This is a genomic window from Paraburkholderia panacisoli (genome assembly GCF_008369935.1).
Taxonomy (GTDB): domain Bacteria; phylum Pseudomonadota; class Gammaproteobacteria; order Burkholderiales; family Burkholderiaceae; genus Paraburkholderia; species Paraburkholderia panacisoli.
This window is the reverse complement of the sequence record NZ_VTUZ01000026.1, coordinates 37,670-53,904: the sequence shown is the minus strand read 5'-3', so window position 1 is coordinate 53,904 and position 16,235 is coordinate 37,670. Positions and strand designations below refer to the sequence as shown.

Annotated in this window: 15 protein-coding genes; 14 read left to right on the top strand and 1 reads right to left on the bottom strand. The window is 63.8% G+C overall.

The genetic code is table 11. From position 1 onward, the window contains the following. The first annotated feature begins 40 nt into the window (after positions 1-40). The 14 genes from pheA to cysM all read left to right on the top strand — a co-directional run bounded on the left by pheA (position 41) and on the right by cysM (position 14,864). Complete coding sequence (gene pheA / locus FVF58_RS31235) at positions 41-1,123, top strand: prephenate dehydratase (protein ID WP_149673629.1); 1,083 nt, start codon at positions 41-43, stop codon at positions 1,121-1,123. Between the two features lie 80 nt (positions 1,124-1,203). Further along, a complete protein-coding gene (gene hisC / locus FVF58_RS31230) occupies positions 1,204-2,316 on the top strand; it encodes a histidinol-phosphate transaminase (protein WP_149673628.1) in 1,113 nt (370 codons plus the stop codon). 65 nt (positions 2,317-2,381) lie between these two features. Next, positions 2,382-3,323, top strand: a complete 942-nt coding sequence (locus FVF58_RS31225) for a prephenate dehydrogenase (RefSeq protein WP_149673627.1) — start codon at positions 2,382-2,384, stop codon at positions 3,321-3,323. Positions 3,324-3,342: 19 nt separating this feature from the next. Beyond that, positions 3,343-4,647: a 3-phosphoshikimate 1-carboxyvinyltransferase gene (gene aroA, locus FVF58_RS31220; protein ID WP_149673626.1), complete on the top strand. Its 1,305-nt coding sequence runs from the start codon at positions 3,343-3,345 to the stop codon at positions 4,645-4,647. Positions 4,648-4,682: 35 nt separating this feature from the next. Beyond that, complete coding sequence (gene cmk, locus FVF58_RS31215; protein WP_149673625.1) at positions 4,683-5,369, top strand: (d)CMP kinase; 687 nt, start codon at positions 4,683-4,685, stop codon at positions 5,367-5,369. 165 nt (positions 5,370-5,534) lie between these two features. Then, positions 5,535-7,268: a 30S ribosomal protein S1 gene (rpsA, locus tag FVF58_RS31210; protein ID WP_042321879.1), complete on the top strand. Its 1,734-nt coding sequence runs from the start codon at positions 5,535-5,537 to the stop codon at positions 7,266-7,268. A gap of 21 nt (positions 7,269-7,289) precedes the next feature. Then, positions 7,290-7,613, top strand: a complete 324-nt coding sequence (locus FVF58_RS31205) for an integration host factor subunit beta (RefSeq protein ID WP_007180889.1) — start codon at positions 7,290-7,292, stop codon at positions 7,611-7,613. 386 nt (positions 7,614-7,999) lie between these two features. Then, a complete protein-coding gene (locus FVF58_RS31200; RefSeq protein WP_091800094.1) occupies positions 8,000-8,293 on the top strand; it encodes a LapA family protein in 294 nt (97 codons plus the stop codon). A gap of 69 nt (positions 8,294-8,362) precedes the next feature. Next, positions 8,363-9,538, top strand: coding sequence for a lipopolysaccharide assembly protein LapB (lapB, locus tag FVF58_RS31195; RefSeq protein ID WP_149673624.1), 1,176 nt, complete (start codon positions 8,363-8,365; stop codon positions 9,536-9,538). Between the two features lie 140 nt (positions 9,539-9,678). Continuing rightward, positions 9,679-11,082, top strand: a complete 1,404-nt coding sequence (locus FVF58_RS31190; RefSeq protein WP_149673623.1) for a UDP-glucose dehydrogenase family protein — start codon at positions 9,679-9,681, stop codon at positions 11,080-11,082. Further along, on the top strand, positions 11,048-12,055 hold the full coding sequence (rfaE1, locus tag FVF58_RS31185) for a D-glycero-beta-D-manno-heptose-7-phosphate kinase (RefSeq protein WP_149673622.1): 1,008 nt from the start codon (positions 11,048-11,050) through the stop codon (positions 12,053-12,055). The genes FVF58_RS31190 and rfaE1 overlap by 35 nt, the downstream gene beginning before the upstream one ends. Positions 12,056-12,208: 153 nt before the next feature. Next, positions 12,209-13,201, top strand: a complete 993-nt coding sequence (gene rfaD, locus FVF58_RS31180) for an ADP-glyceromanno-heptose 6-epimerase (RefSeq protein ID WP_149673621.1) — start codon at positions 12,209-12,211, stop codon at positions 13,199-13,201. Between the two features lie 77 nt (positions 13,202-13,278). After that, positions 13,279-13,644: a ComEA family DNA-binding protein gene (locus tag FVF58_RS31175; RefSeq protein WP_149673620.1), complete on the top strand. Its 366-nt coding sequence runs from the start codon at positions 13,279-13,281 to the stop codon at positions 13,642-13,644. Positions 13,645-13,961: 317 nt separating this feature from the next. Then, entirely contained in the window at positions 13,962-14,864 is a 903-nt protein-coding gene (cysM, locus tag FVF58_RS31170) for a cysteine synthase CysM (RefSeq protein ID WP_149673619.1), read from the top strand. A 119-nt stretch (positions 14,865-14,983) separates the two neighbouring features. On the opposite strand, the gene mltB is transcribed toward cysM, so the two are convergent. Next, positions 14,984-16,213 (bottom strand): lytic murein transglycosylase B, encoded by a 1,230-nt coding sequence (gene mltB, locus FVF58_RS31165; protein ID WP_149673618.1) that lies wholly within the window; start codon positions 16,211-16,213, stop codon positions 14,984-14,986. Positions 16,214-16,235 lie beyond the last annotated feature (22 nt).

Genomic DNA, 16,235 nt, shown 5'->3' with positions numbered 1-16,235 from the left:
CATCCTTTCCAGCAGTTACCCGGCAGGGCCGTTTTCACGCATGGACGACGAACTCAATACCCGACTCAAACCCCTTCGCGAACGCATCGACGCGCTCGACGCGCAGTTGATCGCACTTCTGAACCAGCGCGCCGCGGTGGCGCTCGAAGTGGGCGAGGTCAAGAAGCATTTCAACGCGCCGGTGTTCAGGCCGGAGCGCGAACAGCAGGTGATCGCGCGTTTGCAGGACATGAGCGAAGGGCCGCTCGCGAGCGAGCACATCAGCGCGATCTGGCGCGAGATCATGGCCGCGAGCCGTGCACTCGAAAAAACCATCAAGGCCGCCTACCTCGGGCCGGTCGGCACCTATAGCGAACAGGCGATGCACGAGTACTTCGGTCAGTCGATCGAAGGTCTGCCGTGCCCGTCGATCGACGAGGTGTTCCGCTCGGTCGAGGCGGGCGCCGCCGAATTCGGCGTCGTGCCGGTCGAGAATTCGACCGAAGGCGCAGTGTCGCGCACGCTCGACCTGCTGCTGCAAACGCAGTTGACGATCGGCGGCGAACTGGCTTTGCCGATTCACCACAATCTGTTGACGCTGAATGGCGGCCTCACAGGCGTGAAGCGCGTGTGCGCGCATGCGCAGGCGCTCGCCCAATGCCAGCGCTGGTTGTCGACGAACGCGCCGCATCTGGAGCGTCAGGCGGTGTCGAGCAATGCGGAAGCCGCGCGGATGGCCGCGGACGATCCGACGGTCGCGGCGATCGCCGGCGATCGCGCCGCGACCCATTACGGTTTGCAGGTGGTGAACGCGCTGATTCAGGACGACCCGCACAATCGCACGCGTTTCGTGATGATCGGCAAGCAGCCGGCCGGCCAGAGCGGCTACGACCAGACTTCGCTGATCGTGTCGGTCGTGAACGAGCCGGGCGCGATGGTCAAGTTGCTGGAGCCGCTCGCGCGCCATAGTGTGTCGATGACCCGTTTCGAATCGCGTCCGGCGCGCGTCGGCACGTGGGAGTACTACTTCTACATCGACGTTGAGGGCCATCGCGACGATCCGGCGGTTGCTGCCGCGTTGACCGAACTCGGCGAGAAGGCCGCGTTCCTGAAGATACTCGGTTCGTACCCGCGCGCCCGCTAACGGCACGCAGGCAAGGGGATTCGGGCGGCACCGGGCCGCCCACCCGCATATTCCACATTCATAGTCGTTCGGAGATATTCATGACAGCGTCTTTTGGTCCTTCCTACGTGCGCGCAATTGCGCCTTACATCGCCGGCAAGCCGATTTCGGAAGTGGCCCGCGAGTTCGGTCTGGACGAGGCGACCATCGTGAAGCTGGCATCGAATGAAAATCCGCTCGGCATGCCGGAGTCGGCACAGCGCGCGATGGCGCAGGCCGTCAGCGAACTCGGCCGTTATCCGGATGCGAACGGCTTCGAGCTGAAGGCCGCTTTGAGCGAGCGCTATGGCGTGCCGGCGGACTGGGTCACGCTCGGCAACGGCAGCAACGACATTCTCGAAATCGCCGCGCACGCGTTCGTCGAGAAAGGCCAGTCGATCGTCTTCGCACAGTATTCGTTCGCGGTGTACGCGCTGGCCACGCAAGGCGTGGGCGCCCGCGCGATCGTCGTGCCGGCCGTCAAATATGGTCACGACCTCGACGCGATGCTAGCCGCGATCACCGACGACACGCGCCTCGTGTTCGTCGCCAACCCGAACAATCCGACCGGCACGTTCATCGAAGGTCCGAAGCTCGAGGCGTTTCTCGACAAGGTGCCGCGCCACGTGGCCGTCGTGCTCGATGAGGCGTACACCGAATATCTGCCGGCGCAAAAGCGCTACGACTCGATCGCATGGGTGCGCCGTTACCCGAATCTGCTCGTATCGCGCACGTTCTCGAAGGCGTTCGGCCTCGCCGGCCTGCGCGTCGGCTTCGCGATTGCGCAGCCCGAATTGACCGACCTGCTGAACCGTCTGCGGCAGCCCTTCAACGTGAACACGCTGGCGCAAGCCGCGGCGATCGCCGCGCTGAACGACCAGGCGTTTCTCGACAAGAGCGCGGCGTTGAACGCGCAAGGCTACCGCCGCTTGACCGAGGCGTTCGACAAGCTCGGCCTGGAGTATGTGCCGTCGGACGGCAACTTCGTGCTGGTGCGCGTCGGCGACGATGCTGCCGCGGGCAATCGCGTGAATCTCGAATTGCTGAAGCAGGGCGTGATCGTGCGCCGGGTCGGCAACTACGGTTTGCCGCAATGGCTGCGCATCACGATCGGCCTGCCGGAAGAAAACGAAGCTTTCCTCGCGGCGCTCGAAAAAACGCTCGCTACCGCGTAAGCGGTGATCCTTGACCCGCGCGCCTGATCGGCTAACTCCATCGGCATGACTGGCGCGCTTTTTCTGTGACCGACGTGGCCGCGTTTTCTTTTAACAAGCTGGTGATTTTCGGTGTCGGCCTGATCGGCGGATCGCTCGCGCGCGCGTTGCGCGAGCGGGGCGAGGCCGAGGGCGCGCGCACGGTGATCGGCGTCGGACGTTCGCCCGCGTCGACCGAGCGGGCACGGGCCTTGGGCGTGATCGACGGCGCCGCCTCGTTGAACGACGACGCCGCGCTGCGTGAAGCGCTGCGCGGCGCGGACTTCGTGCTGCTGGCGGCGCCCGTCGCGCAGACGCAGCCGCTCCTGGAGCGCATCGCGCCGTACCTCGACACTACCACCGTCGTCACCGATGCCGGCAGCACCAAGTCGGACGTGGTCGGCGCGGCTCGTGCGGCGCTCGGGGCACGCATCGGCCAGTTCGTGCCTGGGCATCCGATTGCCGGCCGCGAGTCGAGCGGTGTGGATGCCGCGTTGCCCGACCTGTACGTGAGCCGCAACGTCGTGCTGTGCCCGCTGCCGGAGAATGCGCCGGAGGCGGTCGAGCGGGTCGCGGCGATGTGGCGGGCCACCGGCGCGCTCGTGCGCGAGATGACGCCCGAGCAGCATGACCGCGTGTTCGCGTCGGTCAGCCATCTGCCGCACGTGCTGTCGTTCGCGCTGGTCGAGCAGATTCTCAATTCACCCGACGCCGCGTTGAAGTTCTCGTTTGCGGCGGGGGGCTTTCGCGACTTCACACGCATTGCCGCGTCGAGCCCGGAAATGTGGCGCGACGTGTGCGTGGCCAACCGCGCCGCCCTGCTTGACGAACTCGACGCGTACACGGACGTGCTTGCGCGCCTGCGCGCCGCGATCGAAGCCGCCGACGGCGCCGCGCTCGAAGCCGTCTTCGCACGCTCGCGGCTCGCGCGCACCGAATGGCAGGAACAGCGCGCGGCCGGGCTTGCCCAGAGCGACGCGCCGAAATAACCGGAAACTGGACTCAATCATGGAATTCCTCGATCTCGGACCGTATTCCCGTGCGTCCGGCACGGTTCGTCTGCCTGGCTCGAAGAGCATTTCGAACCGGGTGTTGCTGCTCGCGGCCCTCGCCGAAGGCGAAACGACGATCACGAACCTGCTCGACTCCGACGACACCCGCGTGATGCTCGACGCGCTCGAAAAGCTCGGCGTGCGTCTGAAGCGCGACGGCGACACCTGTGTCGTGACGGGCACGCGTGGCGCGTTCACCGCGCGCCAGGCCGACCTGTTCCTCGGCAATGCGGGCACGGCGGTGCGTCCGCTGACCGCGGCGCTGGCCGTGAACGGCGGCGACTATCGGATCCACGGCGTGCCGCGCATGCACGAGCGGCCGATCGGCGATCTGGTCGACGGCTTGCGCCAGATCGGCGCGAAGATCGACTACGAAGAAAATGAAGGCTATCCGCCGCTGCGGATCCGCCCGGCGCAGATTGCCGCCGACGCGCCCATCCGCGTGCGCGGCGACGTGTCGAGCCAGTTTCTGACTTCGCTGCTGATGACGCTGCCACTCGTGCGCACCGAAAGCGGCGTGAGCACCGTGCAGGTGGACGGCGAACTGATCTCGAAACCGTACATCGAGATCACGATCAAACTGATGGCGCGCTTCGGCATCGAGGTCGAGCGCCACGGCTGGCACCAGTTCGTTGTGCCGGCGGGCCAGCGCTACCAGTCGCCGGGCACGATCATGGTGGAGGGCGATGCGTCGTCCGCGTCGTATTTCCTTGCGGCCGGCGCGCTTGGCGGCGGGCCGCTGAGAGTGGAAGGCGTGGGCCGCGGGAGCATCCAGGGCGACGTCGGCTTCGCCGATGCGCTGATTAAGATGGGCGCGAACCTGCAGATGGGCGACGACTGGATCGAAGTGCGCGGCGTCGGTCACGACAGCGGCAAGCTCGAACCCATCGACATGGACTTCAACCTGATCCCCGATGCCGCGATGACGATTGCCGTCGCCGCGCTGTTCGCGGACGGCACCAGTACGCTGCGCAACATCGCCAGCTGGCGCGTGAAGGAAACCGACCGGATCGCCGCGATGGCGACCGAGCTGCGCAAGGTCGGCGCGAAGGTGCAGGAGGGCGAGGACTTCCTCGTCGTCACGCCGCCTGAAAAGCTGATTCCGAACGCCGCGATCGACACCTACGACGACCACCGCATGGCGATGTGCTTCTCGCTGGTCAGTCTCGGCGGCGTGCCGATCCGGATCAACGACCCGAAGTGCGTCGGCAAGACATTTCCCGATTATTTCGAGCGCTTCACCGCGCTTGCTCAACCCTGATTCGACCCCGAATCGACTGACGTGCGACTTTTTCGATGAAACCGACCCGTCCCTTTCACCAGACGCCCGTCATTACGATCGACGGCCCGAGTGCCTCCGGCAAGGGCACCGTGGCCGCGCTGGTTGCCGCGAGCCTCGGCTTTCACCTGCTGGATAGCGGCGCGCTGTACCGGCTGGCCGCGCTAGCCAGCCTGCGTTACGGCGTCGCGGCGGATGACGGCGACGCCCTTGTCAAACTGATCGACGACCTGCATATCACGTTTCGTGAGGGGCTGGCGCAACTCGACGGCGTCGACGTGTCGGCCGAGATTCGCGCCGAGGAAGTCGGCAGCCGGGCCTCGGCGATCGCCGTGCACGCACCCGTGCGAGCCGCGCTGGTGGCGCGTCAGCGGGCTTTCCGCAAGGAGCCGGGGCTGGTCGCCGACGGTCGCGACATGGGCACTGTGATCTTCCAGGACGCCGTGCTGAAGGTGTTCATGACCGCCAGCGTCGAGGCTCGCGCGGCGCGCCGGTATAAGCAATTGATCCAAAAAGGATTTTCTGCTAATATAGATGACTTGCTCCGGGATTTGCGTGAGCGCGACGAGCGTGACAGTCAGCGCACAGCCGCGCCACTCAAGCCTGCAGCGGATGCAAAGCTGCTTGATACCTCCGCATTGTCGGTCGACCAGGCGGTCGAGCAAGTGGTGCAATGGTATGAAGCTTTAGTCCCGCAATCCTGATGGAACTACGAGTTGTGCATCAGCGCCGGGAGCAGTAGAAATCTCGTTGTCGGTAGGTGCTTCACGATGGTCGTGGAGCGTTGTTTAAACCCTTTAACCCCGCGTGGCATTCGCATTCTTGGCCGTTGTTGCTGACCGTCCGGCCAGCCGGGCACCGCGAGAACCATGCAAATTTTGATTTTTATGTCCGACCTGCAAACCTCTACCCCGAATACCGAATCTTTTGCGGCTCTGTTCGAAGAGTCGCTGACCAAGCAAGACATGCGCGCTGGCGAAGTGATCTCCGCCGAAGTCGTGCGTGTTGACCACAACTTCGTGGTCGTCAACGCTGGTCTCAAGTCCGAAGCCTACATCCCGCTCGAAGAGTTCCTGAACGACGCGGGCGAGGTAGAAGTGCAGGCGGGCGACTTCGTTTCCGTCGCGATCGACGCGCTGGAAAACGGCTATGGCGACACGATCCTGTCGCGCGACAAGGCGAAGCGTCTGGCTTCGTGGCTGTCGCTGGAAAAGGCTCTCGACAACAACGAACTCGTGACCGGCACGATCACGGGCAAGGTCAAGGGCGGCATGACCGTGATGGTCAACGGTATCCGCGCGTTCCTGCCGGGTTCGCTGGTCGACACGCGTCCGGTCAAGGACACGACCCCGTACGAAGGAAAGACGCTGGAATTCCGCGTCATCAAGCTCGACCGCAAGCGTAACAATGTCGTGCTGTCGCGCCGTGCCGTGATCGAAGCGACCCAGGGCGAAGAGCGCGCAAAGCTGCTCGAAACGCTGAAGGAAGGCGCGATCGTCGAAGGCGTGGTCAAGAACATCACCGACTACGGCGCGTTCGTGGACCTCGGCGGTATCGACGGCCTGCTGCACATCACCGACATCGCATGGCGTCGTGTGCGTCACCCGAGCGAAGTGCTGTCGGTCGGCCAGGAAGTCACCGCGAAGATCCTCAAGTTCGACCAAGAGAAGAACCGCGTTTCGCTGGGCATCAAGCAACTGGGCGACGATCCGTGGGAAGGCATCTCGCGCCGTTACCCGTCGGGCACGCGCCTGTTCGGTAAGGTCACCAACATCACCGACTACGGCGCATTCGTCGAAGTGGAATCGGGCATCGAAGGCCTCGTCCACGTGTCGGAAATGGACTGGACGAACAAGAACGTTGCACCGTCGAAGGTTGTGCAACTAGGCGACGAAGTCGAAGTCATGGTTCTCGAAATCGACGAAGACCGCCGCCGTATCAGCCTCGGCATGAAGCAATGCAAGCCGAACCCTTGGGACGACTTCAGCCGCAACTTCAAGAAGGGCGACAAGCTGCAAGGCGCAATCAAGTCGATCACCGACTTCGGCGTCTTCATCGGTCTGCCGGGCGGCATCGACGGTCTGGTTCACCTGTCGGACCTGTCGTGGAGCGAAACGGGCGAAGAAGCAGTTCGCAAGTACAAGAAGGGCGACGAAGTGGAAGCGATCGTTCTCGGCATCGACGTCGAGAAGGAACGCATTTCGCTGGGTATCAAGCAGCTCGAAGGCGACCCGTTCAGCAACTTCGTTGCAATGAACGACAAGGGTTCGATCGTCGACGGCGTGGTCAAGACGGTGGACGCGAAGGGTGCAGTGGTTCAGCTGTCGGCTGAAGTCGAAGGCTACCTGCGCGCTTCGGAAATCGCACAAGACCGCGTGGAAGATGCTCGCAACGTGCTGAAGGAAGGCGACAAGGTCAACGCGATGATCATCAACATCGATCGCAAGTCGCGTGGCATCAACCTGTCGATCAAGGCCAAGGATTCGGCTGAGCAACAGGAAGCCATCCGTGGTCTGGCTTCGTCGGATTCCAGCTCGGCTGCAACCGGCACGACGAACCTCGGCGCGCTGTTGAAGGCCAAGCTCGACGGCCAGAACCAGTAAGCCTGAGAGGTCTGCTGCAGAATGACCAAATCGGAATTGGTCGCCCAGCTGGCTACGCGGTTTCCGCAGCTTGTACTCAAAGATGCGGATTTCGCGGTGAAGACGATGCTTGATGCGATGTCGGAGGCGCTTGCCAACGGTCATCGCATCGAAATTCGTGGCTTCGGCAGCTTCGGCCTCAACCGCCGTCCTTCCCGCGTCGGACGCAATCCGAAGTCGGGCGAGAAGGTGTTGGTACCTGAGAAGTACGTACCGCACTTCAAGCCAGGCAAGGAATTGCGTGAGCGGGTGGATCGCCGCGCGGGCGAGCCGTTGAAGGCTGAAGAGCCGGATGACGATCTGTAAATGCCCCGCTGTGCGTTTTGCAGCGTGGCATTGGTAGCGTCAGCGGCCAAAGCCAGTCGGCAAAAGACCAGAAAAAGCGCCTTCGGGCGCTTTTTTTTCGTCCGTGCTTTTTGCGCTGCGTGCTCGTTGCTGATTTGACGTGCTGAGTTGCCGTGCCGATTTGCGCAGAGGTGCCCAACGTGCCGCAAGTCGCCCTTTCCGGCATGGGACATCTGTCCGTGCAGCCCTTTGCAGCGCGCTAAAACTCGTGTAAGTCCGCAATCCGCCAGTTCCTGCCCAGCCGCGAGGGCTTCAATTACAATACGGGTCACTTCGGCGCGGGCAACACCGTGGCGCGACGCGTCATCAAGCCGGCGTCACCCCGCAACTGCCGTCAAGAGACCTCTATGAAATTTATCGTCTGGCTGATCCGTGTGCTGGTGTTCGTGCTGCTGCTGGTGCTCGCGCTCTCCAACACACAACCTGCTACGCTGAATTTCCTCGCCGGCTATGCGTGGTCGGCGCCTTTGATCCTGATCGGCCTCGCGTTCTTCGTAGTGGGGCTGCTGGCTGGCCTGGTGTCGTCGATGCCCGCCATGGTGCGCTTGCGCATGGAAAATGGCCGGCTCAAGCGCGAGTTGCGCGTCGCACGCGAAACGCCGGTGGTGGTCGAACAGCCGCCCATGCCGCCGCTGATCTGAGTTTTCTTCCGCCGCGCGGCTCAGGCGCGGCGTTCCGTTCCCGCTTTCCCGCACATTTGCATTAATCGCATGGATCTAGACTTCTGGTGGCTGCTTGTCATCCCCGTCGCTTTCGCGTTCGGCTGGATGGCTGCGCGCTACGACCTCAAGACGCTGCTGTCCGAAAGCGCCAACCTGCCGCGCTCGTATTTTCGCGGCCTGAACTTCCTGCTCAACGAGCAGCCGGACAAGGCGATCGACGCGTTCATCGAAGTGGTCAAGCTCGACCCTGAAACGGTCGAACTGCATTTCGCACTGGGCAATCTGTTCCGCCGCCGCGGCGAAACGGACCGCGCGATTCGCGTGCATCAGAACCTGTTGAGCCGCGCCGATCTGCCGGTCAGCGAACGCGATCACGCGCTCTACGAGCTGGGTCAGGACTTCCTGAAAGCGGGCCTGCTCGATCGCGCCGAGGAAACTTTCCGTTCGCTCGAAACGGGCGACTACGCGTTGGGCGCGCAACGGGCGCTGCTCACCATCTACGAAATCGAGAAGGACTGGGTCAAGTCGATCGATATCGCGCGCCATCTGGAAACGATGGGCGCCGAATCGCTCGACAGGGAAATCGCGCAGTTCCATTGCGAACTCGCGCAGGAAGCGCTGCAGCAGAACAATCCGGACGAGGCGCGCCGGCAGCTCAGCTTCGCGCTGAAGGCGAACCCGACCAACGTGCGCGCGACGATCCTGTTCGGCGACGTCGACGCGGCCGGCGGCGCGCAGGAAGCGGCCATCGCGCAGTGGCGGCGCGTCGAGGAACAGAACCCGGCCTATCTGCCGCTGGTGGCGGAGAAGGTGATGAAGGCTTACGAGGCGCTTGGCCGTCCGCAGGACGGCGCCGACCTGCTCACCGTGTGGGTCGATCGTCATCCGAGCAACGATCTGCTGGACGTCGCTTATCAGCACGTCGCGTCGCTGCGCGGAACCGATGCGGCGCACGCGCTGGCGCGCGCACAGATGCAGAAGTCGCCGAATCTGGCGGGTATGACGCGCCTGCTCGAGGCGCAGCAAGCCGTCGCGGAAGAGCCGCGGCGCAGCGAACTCGAACTGATGCGCACGCTGATCCGTCAGCGCACCAAAAATCTGCCGCGCTATACGTGCCAGAATTGCGGTTTCAGGGCCCGGCTGTTCTATTGGCAGTGCCCGGGCTGCAGCGGTTGGGAAACCTATGCGCCGCGTCGCGTCGAACCGATTGCGGCGCCGACCTGACGCTGCGTTGACCGCCGCTTCGGTCGTTGGCTACGGCGCCGCACATGCGGCGCTAGTGCTTGCGCGGGCGGATTTCGCCGCGAGTTCGTCGCCGGCCTCATGACCGGCAATCATCACCGGAACCCTCTACCGGAAAACGTATGAAAATCACCATTATCGGCACTGGCTATGTCGGCCTCGTCACTGGCGCGTGTCTCGCTGAGATCGGCAATGACGTTTTCTGCCTCGACGTCGATCCCCGCAAGATCGAGATCCTCAACAACGGCGGCGTCCCGATTCACGAGCCGGGCTTGCAGGAGATGATCGCCCGCACGCGCGCGGCCGGGCGCATCACGTTTTCAACCGATGTCGAAGCGAGCGTCGCCCACGGCGACGTGCAGTTCATCGCGGTCGGCACGCCGCCCGACGAAGACGGCTCGGCCGATCTTCAATACGTGCTGGAGGCGGCCCGCAACATCGGCCGCACGATGAACGGCTTCAAGGTGATCGTCGATAAATCGACCGTGCCGGTCGGCACCGCGCAGCGGGTGCGCGCGGTGATCGAAGAAGAGCTGGCTAAACGCGGGCTCGCGAATAGCGCGCAGCACCGCTTTTCGGTGGTTTCCAACCCCGAGTTTCTGAAGGAAGGCGCGGCTGTCGACGACTTCATGCGGCCCGACCGCATCGTGCTCGGCGTCGACGAGGACGAAGCCGGCCAGCGCGCGCGCGAACTGATGAAGCGTCTGTACGCGCCGTTCAACCGCAATCACGAACGCACGCTGTACATGGACGTGCGCTCGGCCGAGTTCACCAAATACGCCGCCAATGCGATGCTCGCCACGCGCATCTCGTTCATGAACGAGATGTCGAATCTGGCGGACCGGGTCGGCGCGGATATCGAAGCGGTGCGTCGCGGCATCGGCTCGGACCCGCGGATCGGCTATCACTTCCTGTATGCCGGTTGCGGCTACGGCGGCTCGTGCTTCCCGAAGGACGTCCAGGCGCTGATCCGCACCGCAAGCGAGAGCGGCCACAATCTGCGCATTCTCGAAGCGGTCGAGGAAGTGAACCACAAGCAGAAGGACGTGCTGGTGAACAAGATCACGGCCACGCTCGGCGACGATCTGAGCGGCCGCACGTTCGCGGTATGGGGCCTCGCGTTCAAGCCGAATACCGACGATATGCGCGAGGCGCCGAGCCGTCGCGTGATTGCCGAACTGCTGGCGCGTGGCGCCCAGGTGCGCGCGTACGATCCGGTCGCGGTAGCGGAAGCGCACCGTGTGTTCGCGATGGATCTGCACGCGGCGCCCGAGCAACTCGCGCGTTTGACCTTCACCGGCACGCAGGATGAAACGCTCACCGGCGCCGATGCGCTCGTGATCGTGACCGAATGGAAAGAATTCAAGAGTCCGGATTTCGTGCATCTGAAATCGGTGCTGAAGTCGCCGCTGATTTTCGATGGCCGGAATCTGTACGAACCGGACGCGATGACCGAACTCGGCATCGACTATCACTCGATTGGACGCCCCTATGCCCAACCCTCTGAACTTCCGGCCAATGCCTGAGGCCATGCCGGGCGCACCCGCGGCGACACCGGCGCCGAGGCTCACGGTCGTGCCGCGCGCCCAGCTCGGCGCGGCGCGTGTGCTGGTGGTCGGCGACGTGATGCTCGACCGCTACTGGTTCGGCGACGTCAACCGCATCTCGCCGGAAGCGCCGGTCCCGGTGGTGCATGTGCAGCGTCAGGAAGACCGCCTCGGCGGCGCGGCCAACGTCGCGCGCAACGCGGTCGCGCTCGGCGCGCAGGCCGGCCTGTTATGCGTGGTCGGCCATGACGAACCCGGCGAGCGCCTCGTCCAGTTGCTGAGCGAAAGCGGCGTGACGCCGCATCTCGAACGCGATCCGGCGCTGCTCACCACGATCAAGCTGCGCGTGCTGTCGCGTCAGCAGCAGTTGCTGCGGGTCGACTTCGAAAACTCGCCGGCGCACGAAGTGCTGCTCGCGGGTCTCGCGCGCTTCGACGAATTGCTGCCGTTGCACGACGTGATCCTGATGTCCGACTACGCGAAGGGCGGCCTGACCCACGTCACGCAGATGATCGCGAAAGCACGCGCGGCCGGCAAGCCGGTGCTGGTCGATCCGAAGGGCGACGACTGGGAGCGCTATCGCGGCGCGACGCTGATCACGCCAAATCGCGCCGAGTTGCGCGAGGTGGTCGGTCAATGGAAATCCGAAGACGATCTGCTCGCGCGCGTGACGAAACTGCGCGCCGAGCTGGCGTTCAAGGCGCTCCTGCTGACGCGCTCGGAAGAGGGCATGACGCTCTTCTCCGACGACGGCGTCCTGCACGCTTCGGCCGTCGCACGCGAAGTGTATGATGTCTCAGGTGCGGGCGACACCGTGATCGCCACGCTCGCAGCCATGCTGGGCGCGGGTCTCACGCTGGTCGAGGCGGTCGGCCTCGCGAATCGCGCGGCCGGCATCGTGGTCGGCAAACTCGGCACCGCCACCGTCGACTACGACGAACTCTTTCTTTGATGCGGCCCGCGCAATCCCCGAATGTGCGCCTTCGGGCTGCCTGAACCAGGGATTCGCGGGGCATCAGCATGAACCCATGCAACGCTGTCGAGTGGAGTTGGCGCTTGAGCGCTTACTCCAGTCCCATGCAAAGCTCATTACCGCAGGCTCATCATGACCCTCATCGTCACCGGCGCGGCCGGTTTCATCGGCAGCAATCTCGTGAAGGCGCTCAACGAGCGCGGCGAACAACGCATCATCGCCGTCGACAATCTCACGCGTGCTGACAAGTTCAAGAACCTGGTCGACTGCGAGATCGACGACTATCTCGACAAGACCGAATTCGTCGAGCGCTTCAAGCGCGGCGACTTCGGCAAGGTGCGCGCGATTTTCCACGAAGGCGCCTGCTCGGACACGATGGAGACCGACGGCCGCTACATGATGGACAACAATTTCCGCTACAGCCGCGACGTGCTCGATGTCTGCCTCGCGCAGAACATCCAGTTCCTGTACGCGTCGTCGGCGGCCACCTATGGCGGGTCGAACCGTTTCGTCGAAGAGCGCGAAGTCGAGCAGCCGCTGAACGTGTACGGCTATTCGAAGTTCCTGTTCGATCAGGTGATCCGGCGCGTGCTGCCCACCGCGAAGAGCCAGATTGCGGGCTTCCGTTACTTCAACGTGTACGGCCCGCGCGAAACGCACAAGGCGCGCATGGCGTCGGTTGCGTTTCACAACTTCAACCAGTTTCGCGCTGAAAGCAAGGTCAAGCTGTTCGGCGAATACAACGGCTACGCGGCCGGCGAGCAGACGCGCGATTTCGTGTCCGTCGAAGACGTGGTGAAGGTCAATCTGTTCTTCTTCGACAATCCGGACAAGTCGGGCATCTTCAATCTGGGGAGCGGCCGCGCGCAGCCGTTCAACGACATCGCGAGCACCGTGGTCAACACGTTGCGCGCGCTGAACCACGAGCCGGCGCTGTCGCTCGCGGATCAGGTGCAGCGCGGGCTGATCGAATACATTCCGTTTCCCGACGCGCTGCGCGGCAAATACCAATGCTTCACGCAAGCCGATCAGTCGAAGCTGCGCGCGGCCGGCTACGATGCGCCGTTTCTGAGCGTGCAGGAAGGTGTCGATCGCTACGTACGTTGGCTGTTCGGCCAGGTGTAATTAATTCGGATCCCTCTTTAAACTGGAATCTCCCGGTCGGTGATGGTCGCCGACCGGTAGTACGAGGGAGATTCCATATGTTTCGAAAAACTCTGGTTACCGCGGCCATGCTCGCCGCTTTCGGCCACGCGTATGCGGCGGTTGACGTCAACACGGCTAACGAGGATGCGCTGCGCGGCATCAAGGGCATCGGTGCGGCCAAAGCGAAAGCCATTCTCGACGAGCGTGCAGCGCATGGCCCGTTCAAGGACCCGGCCGATCTCGGCAAACGCGTCAAAGGCATGGGCGGGCATACCGTCGAGCGCCTGCAGGCGGAGGGTCTCGCTGTCGGTCCGGCTGGCGCGGCTGCTAACACGCAGGTTGCGGCGGCTACACCGGGCAAAGGCGCGGCCGTTTCGGCCGACGCGTCCAAAAGCAATCCCACAGTGGCGGTGAAGAAATAGCCCGACGCGGGCCGGGCGCGTGGGGCCCCCTACCGCGCGCGCGGTCCGCGACCGTCGTCCCGTTCATGGTCGGAGTGGCAAGAACACTCCTTCAGCTGTCATGCAGATGACTGGCTCCCGCGGTTCTCGGCCGCGGGCTTTTTGCGTGGTGAATGCCGTGCTCGTACACCGCGGTTTGCGCGTCAGGCTGGCGTCGAACGCGAGCGCCGATGCCCCGCTGGACCCATGCGGGCAGAAGGGCCGCACGGCAGCCGCGCACACGGTGGTTTAGAATCGATAGCTTGCAGACTCCGCGCATCGACAGCACCAGAACCGATATGGCTTACAAAACGATTGAAGATACGATCGGCAATACGCCGCTCGTGCAACTCGTCCGGCTCCCCGACGACGAGATCCGCAGCCGCAACAACGTGATTCTTGCAAAGCTCGAAGGGAATAATCCCGCGGGCTCGGTGAAGGATCGCCCGGCTTTGTCGATGATCAAGAAAGCGGAAGCGCGCGGGCGCATCAAACCGGGCGACACGCTGATCGAATCCACCAGCGGCAACACCGGCATTGCGCTGGCAATGGCGGCTGCGATCCGTGGCTACAAGATGGTGCTGATCATGCCGGAGGATCTGTCGGTGGAACGCCGTCAGAGCATGGCGGCGTATGGCGCGCAGATCATTCTGACGCCCGTCACCGGCGGCATGGAGTACGCCCGCGATCTGGCCGAACAGATGCAGCGCGAGGGCAAGGGCATCATCCTCGATCAGTTCGCGAATCCGGACAATCCGGCTTCGCACCTCGAAGGCACGGGCCCGGAAATCTGGCGCGACACCGAAGGGCGCATCACGCACTTCGTGTCGTCGATGGGGACGACCGGCACGATCATGGGCGTGTCCACCTATCTGAAAACGCAGAATCAGGCGATTGAGATCATCGGCGCGCAACCTGAGGAAGGGTCGCGCATTCCGGGCATCCGCAAATGGCCGGAAGCGTATCTGCCGAAAATTTTCGACCGCAGCCGCGTGGATCGCGTCGAGAATGTGAGCCAGGCCGCCGCCGAAGCCATGGCGCGCCGCATGGCATCGGTCGAAGGCATCTTCGCCGGCATCTCGTCGGGCGGCGCGTGTGAAGTGGCGCTGCGTGTCGCGCGCCAGGTCGAGAATGCGACGATCGTGTTCATCGTCTGCGACCGCGGCGACCGGTATCTGTCGACCGGGGTGTTTCCCGCCTGACGCCTAAGGGTGCCGAGCCGCAGCGCTGGGCAACAGAAGGCCAAAGAAAAAGCGCCAGCTCTGAACAGACCGGCGCTTTTTTCGTTCAGGCATGAGGCAGACTCAGCGCACGCTGCAACTCATTGCGAAGCCCCGTTCGGCGGCGCCGCGTTATCGACGGCATTCGCCGCATCGCCTGCTTCCATCTGCGCTTTGACCCGCTGGCCCAACTGATACACCGCGAGCGCATAAAAGAAGCTGCGGTTATAGCGGGTCAGCACGTAGAAGTTCTTCAATCCCAGCTTGAACTCGGTGCCGCGTCCCGGCGACGGCAAATCCACCACCGTCACCGGCGTGCCGGCTTCCGCCGCGACATCCACGCCCGGTTCGTTCAGCAGCAGTCCGGCGCGCAGCAGCTGTTCGAGCGGCCAGTGCGGTTCCGGCTGGCCGTCGGCGGCGGCTTGCGCGACACCCAGGCTGCCGGCATCCGAGCCGATCCGCCACACCACCGGCCGGCCGCTTTCCCAGCCGTTCTGGCGCAGGTAGTTGGCCACACTGCCGATCGCGTCCGCCTCGCTCGTGCGCAGGTCGATCTCCTTTTTGCCGTCGTAGCTCACTGCGTATTGCACGATGCTGCTCGGCAGGAACTGCGGGATGCCGATCGCACCGGTATAGGAGCCGAGTACCGTGGTCGGATCGATCTGCGAGTCGCGCGTCCACACCAGATAGTCTTCGAGATTCTTGCGGAAGGTCGCCTGGCGATCGCCGCGATTGGCGGTGTTCGGGTAGTCGAAGCTCAGCGTGGTCAGCGCGTCGAGCACGCGGAAGTTGCCCATGTAACGGCCGTAAATCGTTTCCACGCCGATGATGCCGACGATCACTTCCGGCGGCACGCCGAACTCTTCGTATGCGCGTTGCAGCGTGGCCTGGTTCGCGCGCCAGAAGCGCACGCCGGCATTGATGCGGACCGGGTCGAGAAAGCGCGACTGATACACGCGCCAGTTCTTCACCGTCGGCGACGGCGACGGCGTCACGAGCTTGACCGCGGTCGCCGAATAGCTGACGCCGGAGAACAGCGCATGCAACGCGGACTCGTCGAAGTCGTAGCGCGCGACCATGTCGTTGATGAAGGCGTCCACGTTCGGATTGTTCGCGTACCGCTGCGGGATGATTTCTTCCTCGAACGTTTGCCCTTGCGGCACGGCCGGCTGCGGCTGGCTTTGCGCGACCAGCACCGGCGGCTTCTTGCCGATGTTTTGCGCGAGCGCCGGACTGGTTGCCATGAACATGCACGATGCGACGGACAGTGAGGCGGCCAGCGTGCTGATGCGAAGCCGGTTTCGTGCGGACAGAGCAAGCTTGACGGTCATAGTGAGCGAGGAGCGTGGTGCG

Bases quoted from the DNA above. Each gene is read 5' to 3' on its own strand.
- FVF58_RS31175 (WP_149673620.1), top strand. From the start codon at position 13,279: ATGTTTCGAAAAACTCTGGTTACCGCGGCCATGCTCGCCGCTTTCGGC.
- FVF58_RS31205 (WP_007180889.1), top strand. From the start codon at position 7,290: ATGACCAAATCGGAATTGGTCGCCCAGCTGGCTACGCGGTTTCCGCAG.
- rpsA (WP_042321879.1), top strand. From the start codon at position 5,535: ATGCAAATTTTGATTTTTATGTCCGACCTGCAAACCTCTACCCCGAAT.
- cysM (WP_149673619.1), top strand. From the start codon at position 13,962: ATGGCTTACAAAACGATTGAAGATACGATCGGCAATACGCCGCTCGTG.
- rfaE1 (WP_149673622.1), top strand. From the start codon at position 11,048: ATGCCCAACCCTCTGAACTTCCGGCCAATGCCTGAGGCCATGCCGGGC.
- FVF58_RS31200 (WP_091800094.1), top strand. From the start codon at position 8,000: ATGAAATTTATCGTCTGGCTGATCCGTGTGCTGGTGTTCGTGCTGCTG.
- pheA (WP_149673629.1), top strand. From the start codon at position 41: ATGGACGACGAACTCAATACCCGACTCAAACCCCTTCGCGAACGCATC.
- mltB (WP_149673618.1), bottom strand. From the start codon at position 16,213: ATGACCGTCAAGCTTGCTCTGTCCGCACGAAACCGGCTTCGCATCAGC.
- lapB (WP_149673624.1), top strand. From the start codon at position 8,363: ATGGATCTAGACTTCTGGTGGCTGCTTGTCATCCCCGTCGCTTTCGCG.
- FVF58_RS31190 (WP_149673623.1), top strand. From the start codon at position 9,679: ATGAAAATCACCATTATCGGCACTGGCTATGTCGGCCTCGTCACTGGC.
- rfaD (WP_149673621.1), top strand. From the start codon at position 12,209: ATGACCCTCATCGTCACCGGCGCGGCCGGTTTCATCGGCAGCAATCTC.
- aroA (WP_149673626.1), top strand. From the start codon at position 3,343: ATGGAATTCCTCGATCTCGGACCGTATTCCCGTGCGTCCGGCACGGTT.
- cmk (WP_149673625.1), top strand. From the start codon at position 4,683: ATGAAACCGACCCGTCCCTTTCACCAGACGCCCGTCATTACGATCGAC.
- hisC (WP_149673628.1), top strand. From the start codon at position 1,204: ATGACAGCGTCTTTTGGTCCTTCCTACGTGCGCGCAATTGCGCCTTAC.